Origin of the sequence: Pseudoalteromonas peptidolytica, assembly GCF_012641745.1 — a bacterium.
Lineage (GTDB): Bacteria > Pseudomonadota > Gammaproteobacteria > Enterobacterales > Alteromonadaceae > Pseudoalteromonas > Pseudoalteromonas peptidolytica.
The window spans coordinates 14,246-28,205 of the sequence record NZ_WEHZ01000025.1; the positions used below are offsets into that span (position 1 = coordinate 14,246).

General features: G+C 43.4%; 11 protein-coding genes and 1 tRNA gene. 4 read left to right on the forward strand and 8 right to left on the reverse strand.

The genetic code is table 11. The features are described 5' to 3' along the window. Nucleotides 1–508: 508 nt before the first annotated feature. The 8 genes from pnp to F9Y84_RS15585 form a co-directional block, all read right to left on the reverse strand. Nucleotides 509–2,635, reverse strand: coding sequence for a polyribonucleotide nucleotidyltransferase (gene pnp, locus F9Y84_RS15550; RefSeq protein WP_147389121.1), 2,127 nt, complete (start codon nt 2,633–2,635; stop codon nt 509–511). Between the two features lie 224 nt (nt 2,636–2,859). Next, nucleotides 2,860–3,129 carry a 30S ribosomal protein S15 gene (gene rpsO, locus F9Y84_RS15555; RefSeq protein ID WP_125252181.1) on the reverse strand — a complete coding sequence of 90 codons (270 nt, stop codon included), beginning with the start codon at nt 3,127–3,129 and terminating at the stop codon, nt 2,860–2,862. 108 nt (nt 3,130–3,237) lie between these two features. Then, nucleotides 3,238–4,182, reverse strand: coding sequence for a tRNA pseudouridine(55) synthase TruB (gene truB / locus F9Y84_RS15560; RefSeq protein ID WP_128732040.1), 945 nt, complete (start codon nt 4,180–4,182; stop codon nt 3,238–3,240). Beyond that, nucleotides 4,182–4,586: a 30S ribosome-binding factor RbfA gene (rbfA, locus tag F9Y84_RS15565; protein WP_128732041.1), complete on the reverse strand. Its 405-nt coding sequence runs from the start codon at nt 4,584–4,586 to the stop codon at nt 4,182–4,184. The genes truB and rbfA overlap by 1 nt, the downstream gene beginning before the upstream one ends. 82 nt (nt 4,587–4,668) lie before the next feature. Continuing rightward, on the reverse strand, nt 4,669–7,353 hold the full coding sequence (gene infB / locus F9Y84_RS15570; RefSeq protein WP_125252184.1) for a translation initiation factor IF-2: 2,685 nt from the start codon (nt 7,351–7,353) through the stop codon (nt 4,669–4,671). A gap of 25 nt (nt 7,354–7,378) precedes the next feature. Next, complete coding sequence (gene nusA / locus F9Y84_RS15575) at nt 7,379–8,878, reverse strand: transcription termination factor NusA (protein ID WP_125252185.1); 1,500 nt, start codon at nt 8,876–8,878, stop codon at nt 7,379–7,381. A gap of 39 nt (nt 8,879–8,917) precedes the next feature. Beyond that, nucleotides 8,918–9,373, reverse strand: coding sequence for a ribosome maturation factor RimP (gene rimP / locus F9Y84_RS15580; protein ID WP_099642059.1), 456 nt, complete (start codon nt 9,371–9,373; stop codon nt 8,918–8,920). 268 nt (nt 9,374–9,641) lie between these two features. Beyond that, a tRNA-Met gene (locus F9Y84_RS15585) sits at nt 9,642–9,718 on the reverse strand. Nucleotides 9,719–10,076: 358 nt separating this feature from the next. Between F9Y84_RS15585 and F9Y84_RS15590 the strand changes: the two genes are divergently transcribed. The 4 genes from F9Y84_RS15590 (at nt 10,077) to F9Y84_RS15605 (ending at nt 13,958) form a co-directional block, all read left to right on the forward strand. Then, nucleotides 10,077–10,856 (forward strand): delta-class carbonic anhydrase, encoded by a 780-nt coding sequence (locus F9Y84_RS15590; protein WP_147389122.1) that lies wholly within the window; start codon nt 10,077–10,079, stop codon nt 10,854–10,856. A gap of 457 nt (nt 10,857–11,313) precedes the next feature. Then, nucleotides 11,314–11,784: a globin family protein gene (locus F9Y84_RS15595; protein ID WP_125252187.1), complete on the forward strand. Its 471-nt coding sequence runs from the start codon at nt 11,314–11,316 to the stop codon at nt 11,782–11,784. A gap of 125 nt (nt 11,785–11,909) precedes the next feature. Next, a complete protein-coding gene (locus F9Y84_RS15600; RefSeq protein ID WP_147389123.1) occupies nt 11,910–12,419 on the forward strand; it encodes a hypothetical protein in 510 nt (169 codons plus the stop codon). 237 nt (nt 12,420–12,656) lie between these two features. After that, complete coding sequence (locus F9Y84_RS15605) at nt 12,657–13,958, forward strand: DASH family cryptochrome (RefSeq protein ID WP_147389124.1); 1,302 nt, start codon at nt 12,657–12,659, stop codon at nt 13,956–13,958. The last annotated feature ends 2 nt before the right edge of the window (nt 13,959–13,960 follow it).

Consider the following 13,960-nt stretch of genomic DNA (forward strand, 5'->3'; position numbering starts at 1 on the left):
TTCCCAACTCAGCCAACGCCAAAGTATCTATGACCACATAAAAAAGCAATGGCGTTGCAACCTAATTACTCACTAAAAGCTCCTTTCACTCTGCTGACGTAAGCTCTCTCAAAGTGAGCGACTATTAAGCAAAATAGCATTACTAAATCACCAATATTACCTATTATACGATTTAGCTGTAACCTCTATAGACTAGGTAAAGTCTGTTTTGTTTCATTATTTTATATTAATTTGCTTAATTAAGTGAGCTATTTTGAGGTGCAAGATCCATGTCGATAACATCGTTACCACCACTTATACCGGCAAGGTGCACTCACTATTATACCTATGATCTTAATTAAGAGGTCTATCTTGAGGCGAGAAAATCTCGTCAATCAGTAGGCAAAAATTTTGCTATTTAGTTGTTCTAAATAAGAAATTTTTAACGCTGTTAACGTCATCTGCGCGTAAAAAAAGGGGCCATTCAGCCCCTTTGCACTTCTAATCTACGTAAAAAGTAATGTTTAAATTACTCTGCGCCTTCTTCTTTTGGCTGCTCAGCATTAGACTCTAGTGCTTCTTTGATACTTAAACGTACACGACCTTGACGATCTACCTCTAGTACCTTAACTTTTACTTCTTGGCCTACAGTTAAGTGATCAGACACGTTATTTACACGCTCTGTGCTGATCTGTGAGATGTGTACTAAGCCATCTTTGCCAGGGAGTACATTAACGAATGCGCCAAAGTCAACGATACGGATAACTTTACCAGTGTAAAGGGTACCTACTTCAAGTTCAGCTGTAAGGGCTTCGATACGTGAGATAGCTGCTTTTGCGCTATTACCATTCGTTGCAGCGATCTTGATTGTACCGTCGTCTTCAATTTCAATCGTTGTGTCTGTTTCTTCAGTAAGCTGACGAATTGTCGCACCACCTTTACCGATAACTTCAGCAATCTTCTTCGCTGGGATCTTCATCGTGTAGATACGTGGAGCAAATTCAGATAACTCTTCTGAAGGCGCAGCAATCGCTTGATCCATCACACCTAGGATGTGTAGTCGAGCCGCTTTCGCTTGGCGAAGTGCGATTTGCATGATTTCTTTGGTGATACCTTCGATCTTGATATCCATTTGTAGTGCAGTTACACCATTTGCTGTACCCGCTACTTTAAAGTCCATATCACCTAAGTGATCTTCGTCACCAAGGATGTCAGAAAGTACAACGAAATCTTCGCCTTCTTTTACTAGACCCATCGCGATACCAGCAACTGACGCTTTAACTGGAACACCCGCATTCATCAGCGCAAGTGAAGTACCACATACTGATGCCATTGAAGATGAACCGTTTGATTCAGTGATCTCAGATACTACACGTACTGAGTATGGGAACTCAGCTAGAGTTGGCATCACTGCCGCAATACCACGCTTAGCTAGATTACCGTGGCCGATTTCGCGACGCTTAGGAGAGCCTACAAAACCCGTTTCACCTACACAAAATGGAGGGAAATTATAGTGCAGCATGAAGTGATGCTTGTGAGTACCTGTTAGGTCATCTAGCATCTGCGCGTCACGCTCAGTACCAAGAGTTGCTGTTACAAGTGCCTGAGTTTCACCACGAGTAAAGATTGCAGAACCGTGAGTACGTGGCAGTACACCTGTCATTACGTCTAGTGCACGAACCATGTCTGGTTCACGACCGTCGATACGTTTTTCGCCAGCGATGATGCGGCTACGTACAATTTTCTTCTCAAGTGAGCTGAATTCTTTTCCTACCACTTGCTCATCTAGTGACTCGCCTTCAGCAACTTCAGCGCCTAGTTTTTCAATAACTTCTGCTTTTGCTTCAGAAAGTGCTTCTTTACGTGCAACTTTGTCAGTAATACGGTAAGCATCACCTACTTTTTGTTCAGCGATAGCCGCAACTTTTTCGGTAAGTGTTAGGTCTTTTTCAGGTGCAGTCCAATCCCATGCAGCTTTACCAGCTTCAGCGCGGAATTCTTCGATTGCTTTGATGATAGCTTGTGATTGCTCGTGACCGTATACAACAGCGCCAAGCATTTCTTCTTCAGTCAGTACTTCAGCTTCTGATTCAACCATTAATACTGCGTTTTCAGTACCAGCAACAACCAAGTCAAGCTTACTTGTCTCTAGCTCTTTAAGAGTTGGGTTTAGTACATATTGACCGTCGATGAAACCAACGCGCGCTGCACCTAGAGGACCATTAAATGGAATACCCGAGATAGCAAGTGCTGCCGACGTACCAATTAACGCAACGATATCTGGTTGAATTTCAGGGTTTACAGAAACCACTGTCGCGATAACCTGAACTTCGTTTACGAAGCCGTCTGGGAATAGAGGACGAATTGGACGGTCGATAAGACGAGCAGTTAGTGTCTCACCGTCTGAAGGACGACCTTCACGCTTCAAAAAGCCGCCAGGGATACGACCCGCAGCATACATTTTTTCTTGGTAGTTAACAGTCAGTGGGAAAAAGTCTTGACCCGGTGCTGCTTCTCTTTTACCAACTACAGTAACGAGTACTGAAGTATCGCCAATGCTTGCAAGTACTGCGCCGTCAGCTTGACGCGCGATAGCACCTGTCTCTAGTGTCACCGTGTGTTGACCTAGTTGAAATTCTTTAATAATTGCTTGCACAATATTTTCCTTACTAAATTGTTTTCAACGCCAACAGGGACCAATCACAGTCTTAAATAAACTCATCATAATTTACTTAAGCACTACAATTGGCAGACCAATTGACGCTCGTTTAAAAGTATTTTTAAACGGCTGTAAGTATACTGATAGAACAGCCACAAAAAAAGGGGCTAATTAGCCCCTTTTTTGCTGTTGGACAAATTTCCAACAAGAAATCAAAAATATTAGCGACGTAGGCCAAGCTCTTTGATTAGTGCAGCATAACGCTCAACGTTCTTACCTTTTAGGTAATCAAGAAGGTTACGACGCTGGCTAACTTTACGTAGAAGACCACGACGTGAGTGGAAATCTTGTTTGTGGTTAGCGAAGTGACCTTGTAGCTTGTTGATGTCAGCAGTTAGAAGTGCAACTTGTACTTCTGGTGAACCTGTATCACCTTCTGCACGTGCGAACTTTGCTACGATTTCTGCTTTTTCTTGATTGCTTAGTGACATAATAACTCCAAAATAAGTTTAGTAATGCTTTAGCCGATCACTAATTCAGCCAAAGCGGAAGCTGGCGGATTATATCAGTATAAACTTCCATTGCATAGGGGAATGTTACTATGATTCTGTTTGAGCCGAAGACAGCGCCCGTTTTGCTTTCAATAACCCTTGTGGATTGCGTTCACCAATGCCAACAAATTTACCATCGGCAACTACTTTTACAATGCCATCAGGTAAGTTAGCGACTGTAACCGTTTGTCCGTGACCAAAAGCAATACCTTGTTCAGCGGTAATATCAACAACCGGCAGATCAACCAAAGCCGTATCCATTGGCAGTAATAATTCATCCAAATAGGTTGAAGGTGCTACCTCTTGTGCTCTAGCTTTCTCAAGTAAGGCTTCCAACTCAACTAAAGTAATCATTTTATCACTAGGATAATGACCAACCTCGCTGCGATGCAGCATAATAACATGGGCACCACACCCAAGCTTTTCTCCTAAATCATCGACAATAGTACGAATATAAGTGCCTTTAGAGACATGTACTGTCATTTGGATTTGTTGAGTTTGCTCGTCGTATTCATCTAACGTAAAGCGATAGACATTAATCTTGCGGCATTTTCGCGGAACTTCAATACCTTCTCGGGCGTATTTGTATAGCGGTTGGCCCTGATATTTGAGCGCCGAATACATTGAAGGGTACTGATCAGATTCCCCCAAGAAACTGGCAATCTCTCGTTCTAGCTGTTCAAGCGTTATGTCCACTGGCCGCGTTTCAACAATCTCACCATCAGAATCTGATGTCGTTGTGCGTTCACCCAATTGTGCTCTCACTACATACGTTTTATCGGTATCTAGTAAAAACTGAGTGAACTTAGTTGCTTCACCAAAGCAAATTGGCAACATACCGGTTGCCAAAGGATCCAAAGCGCCGGTGTGACCCGCTTTTTGTGCAAAGAAAATGCCCTTCGCTTGCTGTAACGCTTTATTGGAGGAAATGCCTTGCGGTTTATTTAATAACAGGATGCCGTCAATCGCACGGCCTTTGGTGCGACGCGCCATTATTCTTCCTCTTGGTCTTTATCTCCAGACTCCGGACCACGCTTTGCGTTGTCTTCTCTGATCACAGAGTCAACCAAGTTAGAAATACGCATACCTTCCATTAACGAGTTATCGATAACGAATTTCAGCTCCGGCATGATACGAGCACGAATACGCTTGCCTAACAGTGAACGAATATAACCAGTTGCTTCATTCAAAATCGCAACGCTTTGTTTCGTTTTGTCTTCATCATTGGTATTTAATACAGTAATAAATACTTTTGCATAGGACAGGTCACGGGATACTTCAACAGCTGATACTGTTACCATGCCCAGTCTTGGATCTTTAATTTCGCGTTGTAATATCACCGCAATTTCTTTTTGAATCTGCTGTGCGACGCGATCTGTACGAGAAAATTCTCTCATTTTCACCACTTAAAATTTCAAAATCTATGAGATCACAAATGGGGGCTAGTGCCCCCATCTCAAGTATTTTAATAACTTACAATTAAAGCGTACGCTCTACCTGTACAGTTTCAAATACTTCGATTTGGTCACCGACTTTAACGTCGTTGTAGTTCTTAACACCGATACCACATTCCATACCGCTACGAACCTCAGAAACGTCATCTTTAAAGCGACGTAGTGACTCAAGTTCACCTTCATAAATAACTACGTTATCACGAAGTACACGGATTGGTGCGCTACGTTTAACTACACCTTCAGTTACCATACAACCTGCAACAGCACCGATCTTAGGTGACTTGAACACATCACGAACTTCAGCAAGACCAATGATCTCCTGCTTAAATTCAGGTGCAAGCATACCTGTCATTGCTTGTTTCACTTCTTCGATTAGGCTGTAGATAACGCTGTAGTAACGTAGATCTAGGCTCTCAGCTTCAATGACCTTACGAGCAGAGGCATCTGCACGCACGTTAAAGCCGACGATAATAGCATTTGAAGCCGCTGCAAGGGTTGCGTCAGTTTCAGTAATACCACCAACACCAGAACCTACAATCTTAACTTTCACTTCATCTGTAGACAGTTTAGTCAATGAATCCGCGATTGCTTCAATTGAACCCTGAACGTCTGCCTTAAGAACGATATTAACTTCAGATACATCGCCTTCAGTCATGTTAGAGAACATGTTCTCTAGCTTCGCTTTTTGCTGACGAGCAAGCTTCACTTCACGGAATTTACCTTGACGATATAGCGCTACTTCACGTGCTTTACGCTCATCACGAACTACCGTTGCTTCATCACCAGCCGCAGGAACACCTGATAAGCCTAGAATCTCTACAGGGATGGAAGGACCAGCAGTCTTGATTTCTTTACCATTTTCGTCGCGCATTGCACGAACGCGGCCATACTCTAGACCACACAGTACGATATCACCTTGATTTAAGGTACCAGATTGAACCAGTACTGAAGCAACTGGACCGCGACCTTTATCAAGACGAGATTCAATTACCACACCCGATGCCATACCCTCTTTAGATGCTTGTAGCTCTAGTAGCTCAGACTGCATCAAGATAGCTTCAAGTAAGTCATCAATACCAAGACCTGTTTTCGCTGAGATATGAACAAACTGAGTTTCGCCACCCCAGTCTTCTGGGATAACATCTAGCTGAGCTAGCTCATTCTTAACGCGGTCAGGGTCAATACCTTCTTTATCCATCTTGTTTACAGCAACGATTAGAGGTACTTCCGCAGCTTTTGCGTGTTGTACCGCTTCTTTCGTCTGAGGCATTACACCATCGTCCGCTGCAACAACAAGTACAACGATATCTGTCGCTTTCGCACCACGAGCACGCATTGACGTAAACGCCGCGTGTCCAGGAGTATCAAGGAAAGTAACCATGCCACTGTCTGTCTCAACGTGGTATGCACCGATGTGCTGCGTGATACCGCCTGCCTCACCGTCTGCAACTTTCGCTTTACGGATATAGTCAAGTGTTGACGTTTTACCGTGGTCAACGTGACCCATCACCGTTACTACTGGCGCACGAGGTTCAAGAGAACCTTCTTCGTTACGGTCACTTAGTACTTTTTCCTCTAGCTCATTCTCTTTTACTAGAACAACTTTGTGACCCATTTCTTCAGCAACTAGCTGCGCCGTTTCTTGATCGATCACTTGGTTAATCGTAACCATGTCACCCATCTTCATCATTGTTTTAACAACTTCAGCGCCTTTAACTGCCATGCGAGATGCAAGCTCTGCTACCGTGATTGTTTCACTGATACGAACTTCCTGCTTCACTTCTGCAGCTGGCTTTTGGAAGCCGTGTTGCAATGATGTAGGCGCTTTCAAACGGCCTTTTTTGCCTTTGAGCTTCTTAGCATTTGCTTCAGCGGCTTCATCTTTTGCTGACTTTTTCTTCTTCTTACGACGTGCGCTCTTTTCTTCGCGTGCATCAGACTCATCTTCCGCTTCACGTGCGTAAGTTGAAGTTGTCAGGTGGTGATCTGCGCTTTCTTCGCGACGAAGACGTTCCTCTTCTTCCGCTTTCCAACGAGCTTCATTTTCCTCAGCTAAACGACGAGCTTCTTCTGCTTGACGTTTTGCTTCCTCTTCTGCCTTTTTTAGGGCTGCTGCTTCTGCTTCTTGACGTAGACGTTCAGCTTCTTGACGTTCTTTAATTTGTTGCGCGCTATCCACTTCTTTACTCTGCTTATCTTTGGCTTGACGTTCAGCATCCGCTTTTCGCTTCGCCTCTTCTTTAGCTTTGCGCTCGGCTTCCTCGTTGGCCTTGCGTTCCGCTTCTTCGCGCGCGTTGCGCTCCGCTTCTTCTTTGGCCTGTTGCTCTGCTTGTTGCTGAGCCATTAACTCTGCTTCTTTGCGCGCAGCTTCCTCTGCAGCTAAGCGTTCTTGCTCTTTTTGCTGCTCGATTGCGCTCTTTTTAACGTAAGTGCGCTTCTTACGGACTTCTACAGATACAGACTTTGCTTTACCAGACGAGTTAACACTCAATGTGCTTTTACTCTTACGCTGTAGAGTCATACGCTCAGGACCGGTTGAACCAGTGCCACCGTGTTGCTTGCTCAAGTGATCAAGCAACGTCGCCTTTTCGGATTCAGTAACTTGGTCGCCCTCGGCTTTGGTGATCCCTGCATCTTTTAACTGTTGTAGTAATTTATCAACAGTTGTACCAATACTCTCGGCTAGTTTGTTAATGCTCACTTCTGCCATACGTGATGTTACCTCCGTTAATAAATTACTCTTCGCTGAACCAGCAAATGTTACGTGCAGCCATGATCAACTCACCAGCTTGCTCTTCAGATAACTCAGAAATTTCAACTAAGTCATCAATACCCTGCTCAGCAAGGTCTTCAAGTGTAACTATGCCTTTGCTAGCAAAAACAAAAGCGGTGTGGCGCTCAAGTCCTTCCAATGCAAGTAGGTCTTCTGCAGGTTCTGCATTTTCTAAGCTTTCTTCATCGCGAAGCGCTTTTGTGGTCAGCGCATCTTTCGCACGACTACGTAGCTCTTCTACGGTATCTTCATCCAGACCATCAATTTCTAAAAACTCAGCGACTGGTACATAAGCCACTTCTTCTAGTGAAGAGAAGCCTTCATTGATCAGTAGCGCCGCAAAATCATCATCGATGTCTAGATTTTCAGTGAATAGATTAACCAGTTTATCTGACTCTTCTGCGCTCTTGCGCTCCATCTCTTCCACTGTCATTACGTTTAGTTCCCAGCCTGTAAGCTGGCTTGCTAAACGAACGTTTTGACCATTACGACCAATTGCTTGTGCTAAGTTGTCTGCTTCTACAGCAATTTCCATGGTGCGTGTATCTTCATCCATTACGATTGAAGCAACTTCAGCTGGTGCCATTGCATTGATAACAAACTGTGCAGGATTATCATCGTACAGCACGATATCAACACGTTCACCACCAAGCTCTGAAGAAACGGCTTGTACACGAGCACCACGCATACCGACACACGCTCCAACTGGGTCAATGCGTTTGTCGTTTGATTTTACAGCGATTTTAGCGCGAGAGCCAGGGTCTCGAGCTGCACCTCTGAGTTCAATCATTTCCTCGCCAATTTCTGGAACCTCAATGCGGAATAATTCCATCAACATTTCTGGCTTAGAGCGTGTCACAAATAACTGCGCACCACGCGCTTCAGGCTTCACTTCATATAATAGACCTCGTACACGGTCGCCTGGGCGGAAACTTTCGCGTGGTAACATATCCTCGCGATAAATTACCGCTTCTGCGTTGTTACCTAGGTCGATAACAATTGCATCACGTGTTGCTTTTTTCACAACACCCGTTACAAGCTCACCTTTTTGATCTTTATAAGCATCAACAACAAGTGCACGTTCAGCTTCACGTACCTTTTGTACGATAACCTGCTTTGCCATCTGAGTTGTAATACGGTCAAACTTGATTGACTCTATTTGCTCTTCAACAAAGTCACCTAGCTGAATTTCAGGCTCGTCAACCTGCGCCGCTTCAAACGTAATTTCCGCATATGGGTTCTCTAGAGACCCATCTTCTTGAGGTTCAACGACTCTCCAACGACGGAAAGTATCGTATTCACCTGTTTTTCGGTCGATTGAAACACGCACTTCGATTTCACCGTCGTGCTTCTTTTTTGTTGCTGTCGCTAGTGCGAACTCTAATGCTTCAAAAATCTTTTCTCTTGGGACTGCTTTTTCATTGGAAACAGCTTCTGCCACCAACAATATTTCTTTTGCCATAGGTAATGCCTCGCTTGCCCTTTTCCTTCGCACTCAAAGTTAGAATTTTGCGATGATATTGGCACGTTCAATATTGCTTAACATCAAGATAAAATCTTGGTTATCAACTTTCAACGTGATCATATCGCCATTAACTGCTACTAAGTCGCCTTTAAAATTACGGCGACCTTCTTGCGGAAGCTTTGTACGCAAGCGTACTTCTTCTCCCACTGCTGCCTCATAGTGAGCTTGTTTGAATAATGGTCTGTCAACACCAGGAGAAGATACTTCCAAACTGTATTCGTTCGTAATCGGGTCTTCGACATCTAAAATTGCACTAACTTGACGGCTAACCTCAGCACAATCGTCAACGTTAATGCCGTTTTCATGATCGATATACACACGAAGTGTAGAATGACGACCAGCTTGCACAAACTCAAGACCGAGTAATTCAAAGCCACATGCAGCAACTGCTGGCTCCAACATTTCAGTCAAATCTTGCTCGAGTTTTGACACAGAACTCCTCCATACAAACAAAAAAAGGGCTTAAAGCCCCAAATCATAGCTGCTTGATCATGGGCTCAGCATACACCTTGCGCCAGATACAACAACGCCCCGAACCAAGCGGGGCGTCACACGAATAACAAACTGTGTGGCCAAAGGCCGTGCTTGGTTTGCGAGCTATCTCAGCCACATTAACCACCTACTTACAAAAATGCAGATGTTTAAACGCAAAACGCGCATTACAAAGAATGCGCGAAATCAAAGAACTCAATCTTTAACTTGGTTGCGGGAGCCGGATTTGAACCGACGACCTTCGGGTTATGAGCCCGACGAGCTACCAGGCTGCTCCATCCCGCGCCAACACATAAAATTCTTTTACTTCTATTTTAAAGAAGTGGCACTTAAAACGCCTATATATTAGCTCTGGGAATTGTAAGTATCCCAAAAACACTGGCAATCATACCGAAAATTGAAAAACTCGGTGCAATCGCTTAAATATGCTGCGTATTATAGAGACAGTACACTTAGATAGCAACCTTGATTTAGAACTATCTGCCTCTGCCGCATCTTGTTATCCACATCCATTACACAATTGACCTTTCCGACCTTATCAACTCATCCGTCCAGTTTTATTTTGACACATTTATTTATAACAAAAACGATACATTTGATCCATAATTGGGGACAGTGAAATCATAAAATAAAGGAAAACTCCATGAGAATGGTCATAAAATCCAGCACATTGGCTGCATTGTCTATCTTGAGCCTAGAAGCATTTGCAGCTCAGTGTGAATCAGCAGGCCCGCAAACCCCCAGAGATATAGACAGTGTTAAAGGTGATAACAAACGCGTTTTCTCTTTAGCACCGCCAAAAGAAGAGCTAAACCTCTGCAATATCCATTTCCATAAAAATGCAGAACACAAAGCGAAAGATTTTTCGATAGCGTCTAATGACCCAAAATACGGAGGCTTTCAATGTAATGCAACAACCAGCCTTAGTGCGGCAGAGTTAGCGCCGGTTGAAGGAAAAGTATGTAACAACGTCAAACCAGGGGATACGATAGAAGTACACTGGGTGCACAGTTCATGTGATGTAAAACCAGGGCCAACCCTCGGGGCTTGTCTTAATGATAGTTGTGCAAACCCTGACTTACGTGTAGAGACACAAGTCTTTTTAGTCGTTAACGATAAGAATGCGCAGGACTTTACTAAATTAGATTACCAAGGCCAAGTTAATGGCTACCATCAAGCGGGCGCATTGCCAACCAATACTGGCACTCCAGTTGAATTTTTGGGTTCCACAACAGGCCCTAGCTACAACAACCAGCAATGTTCACCATTACAAGTGAGCTGGAGCGTACGCCCTAATTGTGCCAAAGTTGACATCAATAGCCTTGCACGTTGGTGTGAAGACAACGCTTTTGATGAAGATCATGCCCATGGGGTACGAAAATTAGTCACCGATCCTAAGCTGCTATCACCCATCAAGCAATAGAAGCTAATATACTTAGGTTGCTCAGTGGCTTGCCTAGTAATCTGAGCAACCAATAAAGCCAACCGCTTTTAGGTAACCCTATAGGCCACGCTTGGTTGTTTATGTGAGTTAGTACACCACTGGCTCACATGATCTATGGTTCAAATTTATCGTTCTCTCATCTCACATAGAAAAAGTAAGAAAAATCTCACAAAAAAATATCAAAAAGTCTCGCATTTTCTAAAATCGACTATACTCAATTCAAGGTTTAATACCAATTGCAGTAAATAAATAACCTGTTTTCAAGTTGGAAATTGCGTTACCAGCCAAACAAGGCGTTGCTACCCGTTATTTTAAATAGGAATACGCAAGGCAGCGAATAGCGCATTAAAACTTTAAATTCGTTAGAAAATATACTCAATTGGTGTTATGTAATTTGAGCAAAGGATCCGCTCTTCATCAATTTGAAGAGGCGTCTATGAGCATTACTCCATACCAGTATCAACTGTTAACTCAGACTCTTGCGAGTATCCGGCCTAACTTTCATGGCTTTTGTACGTCTTGGTATAATCAGCTCCAACATTATGATCTGCGGATGCAGATCCCGAACAACGCCGGTCAATTGATTATTTGGGAGCATCAAATATTTGATTTTGTTCAAAGTTGCGTAATGCGACTGCCACAACAATCAAACTTACTACATTACTTAAGGCAACAAAAAAGTACGTTGCTGTTTATGGGAACATCGGAGCGAGATATTTCAGCGTTATTGTTCACCTTTATTAACACGCTGAAATGTCATCTTGGTCGGCATTTTACCAGCGCAGCAAAAAATGCTTGGAACAAGGCACTGCTGTTAGTAGAAAATATGCTTCGATCTGAGCTTTTTAAACGAAGCAATGTAGTAGAGTTACAAGAGTTCAAAAAGGCTCAACAGCAAGCAAATTAGCTCGCTTAATTCAGAGTTGCGCATGATAAAGCGCTCAAAATCAAGTGTGGAACTGCGCAAACTAAGCGTGACTTCTTGACGTTAGCTTATTAGACTTCCTTAAAATATTTTTATAGGAAAATGATATGCTAAGAGCGGCTATATTTGCATCTACTTTGGTCTTGTCACTGACAGCATGCGATGTGTTTGAAGACTCAAAAGCCAAAGTTGAGGCGAACTATTTATCTCAACACCAAGAATTACAGGAAGTGGTTGAACAAATAAGAGACAAAGGCTTAGAATCAGTACAGACATCAGCCGCAGCAGGCAGTATTGCGGCTTGTGTGGCTAATAATCTCGACGCTGACCCAATGGGAGCTCTTATTTCAGTCGAAGGTGCGCTACAAGACAGTGCCAATCTGAGCGATTTACTTAATTCAATTGCGCGTTTAAGTGATCAAGAAATCTCGATTGAACAGTTTCCGGAGCTATTACAGCAAGGTGCTGACACAGTCAGATATTTAAAAACCTTGCTTGAACAATACGACTTATCTGAGCTTAAGCAGCAAGCAAGTGCTTTGTTAGAGCAAGGTCAGACTAAAACGCAGGATGTAGGCGCTCACTTACGGTATTTAATTGAGTCTTGCCAGAAATAATACCAATTTGTTTGATTAAGCTTTCTATAATGAGGTGAGAAAAAAGTTATGCTTTAGCAGCAATGAGCTAGAACATTCTTTACACAAACCTCAAGTTAAAACGAGAATTTCTAACGCAGTTAGCGTCAGATTTCCCCTTCAAATTGAGTAAGTAGTAAAATTAATTGGCATAACTGACCAACTTTATCCCCTTTTCCGTATAGAGTCTTATTGTTCTACTATCGACCGAGAGTAAGTGTGAAAATAGGACTCTATGTTTTTGATAATGATTGTCGTTTAAAAGATAACCCCTCACTTGTTACCCTAGCATCGCAGGTTGAGCGTCTTATTTGTGTTTATTTACCCAACAACAACATCTGGAGCAGTAGCAAAGCACAGTGTTCAAAATCCGTTCCAGCTAGTGCTTATGAAGAAGCGACTGTGGCTGCGTTACAACAGGAATTAGACGCTCGTCATCAAGCGCTCTATATTGTGCCTGAGGCAAATAAATTGCAGGGGTTGGTAGCAATTATCCGCAACTGTGCTGTCACACATATTGGCCGCTCGGTACACTCAGGAGCAGATGAACACAAATACTGGCTACGATTGCAAACACACTGCCCTGAGGTAAAATTCATTTCAGAGTACGCTCATACTCTGTTCACGCCTGATATGTTGCCATTTTCTCTCAATGAGTTGCCACCGAGTTTTACACCTTTTAGAAAACGCGTTGAAGCGTTAGTGCCTAACGAGCCGTTACCTGCCCCGCAGTTACCCCCAAAACCACCTAATACTTCAACTTTAGTCAAGTTCACAGCAACGGGAGACTACAGCGGGGACTTTTATGCAGGAGAGAAGCAAGCGCAAGATAAGCTTAAACAGTATTTCCAAACTGACGCAGCCAAGCAATACAAAGAAACGAGAAATGCGTTGTGCGGCGACGGGTTTTCGACACAATTTAGTCCCATCCTAGCAACGGGTGCAGTGAGCCCTCGCCAGGTTAAGCACGCCCTTAACCAGTTTGAACATCAATATGGTGCGAATGAGTCAACCTATTGGATCTGGTTTGAATTGTTGTGGCGTGAATACTTCCAGTGGTATGCACTCAAACACCAACACCGGCTATTTGCATTTACAGGTGTGAAAAATAAAAAACCGACAACCAGTTTTTATCCAGAGCGTTTTCAAAAATGGTGTCAAAGTAAAACACCCAGTGCATTTATCAACGCCATCATGACAGAACTCAGAGAGACAGGCTGGATCTCAAATCGTGCTCGCCAAATCACAGCAAGTTATTTTGTCAACGAGCTGCAACTGGATTGGCGCTACGGTGCGGCCTTTTTTGAACAAAATCTTATCGACTATGACGTTGCCGCAAACTGGGGGAATTGGCAATATATTGCGGGAGTTGGCGCTGACCCCCGTGGCGGTCGCCATTTTAATCTAGCAAAGCAGCAGTCAATGTTTGATCCCAACGGTGAATATATAATGCGCTGGCGCGGTACATCTCATAAGCTATTAAATACCCGAGATTATGTAGATTGGCCATTGGAGGAGTAATA

What these genes read in the sequence shown, in the direction of transcription:
- F9Y84_RS15590 (WP_147389122.1), top strand. Translation starts at nt 10,077, where the DNA reads ATGAGAATGGTCATAAAATCCAGCACATTGGCTGCATTGTCTATCTTG.
- nusA (WP_125252185.1), bottom strand. Translation starts at nt 8,878, where the DNA reads ATGGCAAAAGAAATATTGTTGGTGGCAGAAGCTGTTTCCAATGAAAAA.
- rpsO (WP_125252181.1), bottom strand. Translation starts at nt 3,129, where the DNA reads ATGTCACTAAGCAATCAAGAAAAAGCAGAAATCGTAGCAAAGTTCGCA.
- rbfA (WP_128732041.1), bottom strand. Translation starts at nt 4,586, where the DNA reads ATGAGAGAATTTTCTCGTACAGATCGCGTCGCACAGCAGATTCAAAAA.
- F9Y84_RS15600 (WP_147389123.1), top strand. Translation starts at nt 11,910, where the DNA reads ATGCTAAGAGCGGCTATATTTGCATCTACTTTGGTCTTGTCACTGACA.
- truB (WP_128732040.1), bottom strand. Translation starts at nt 4,182, where the DNA reads ATGGCGCGTCGCACCAAAGGCCGTGCGATTGACGGCATCCTGTTATTA.
- F9Y84_RS15595 (WP_125252187.1), top strand. Translation starts at nt 11,314, where the DNA reads ATGAGCATTACTCCATACCAGTATCAACTGTTAACTCAGACTCTTGCG.
- infB (WP_125252184.1), bottom strand. Translation starts at nt 7,353, where the DNA reads ATGGCAGAAGTGAGCATTAACAAACTAGCCGAGAGTATTGGTACAACT.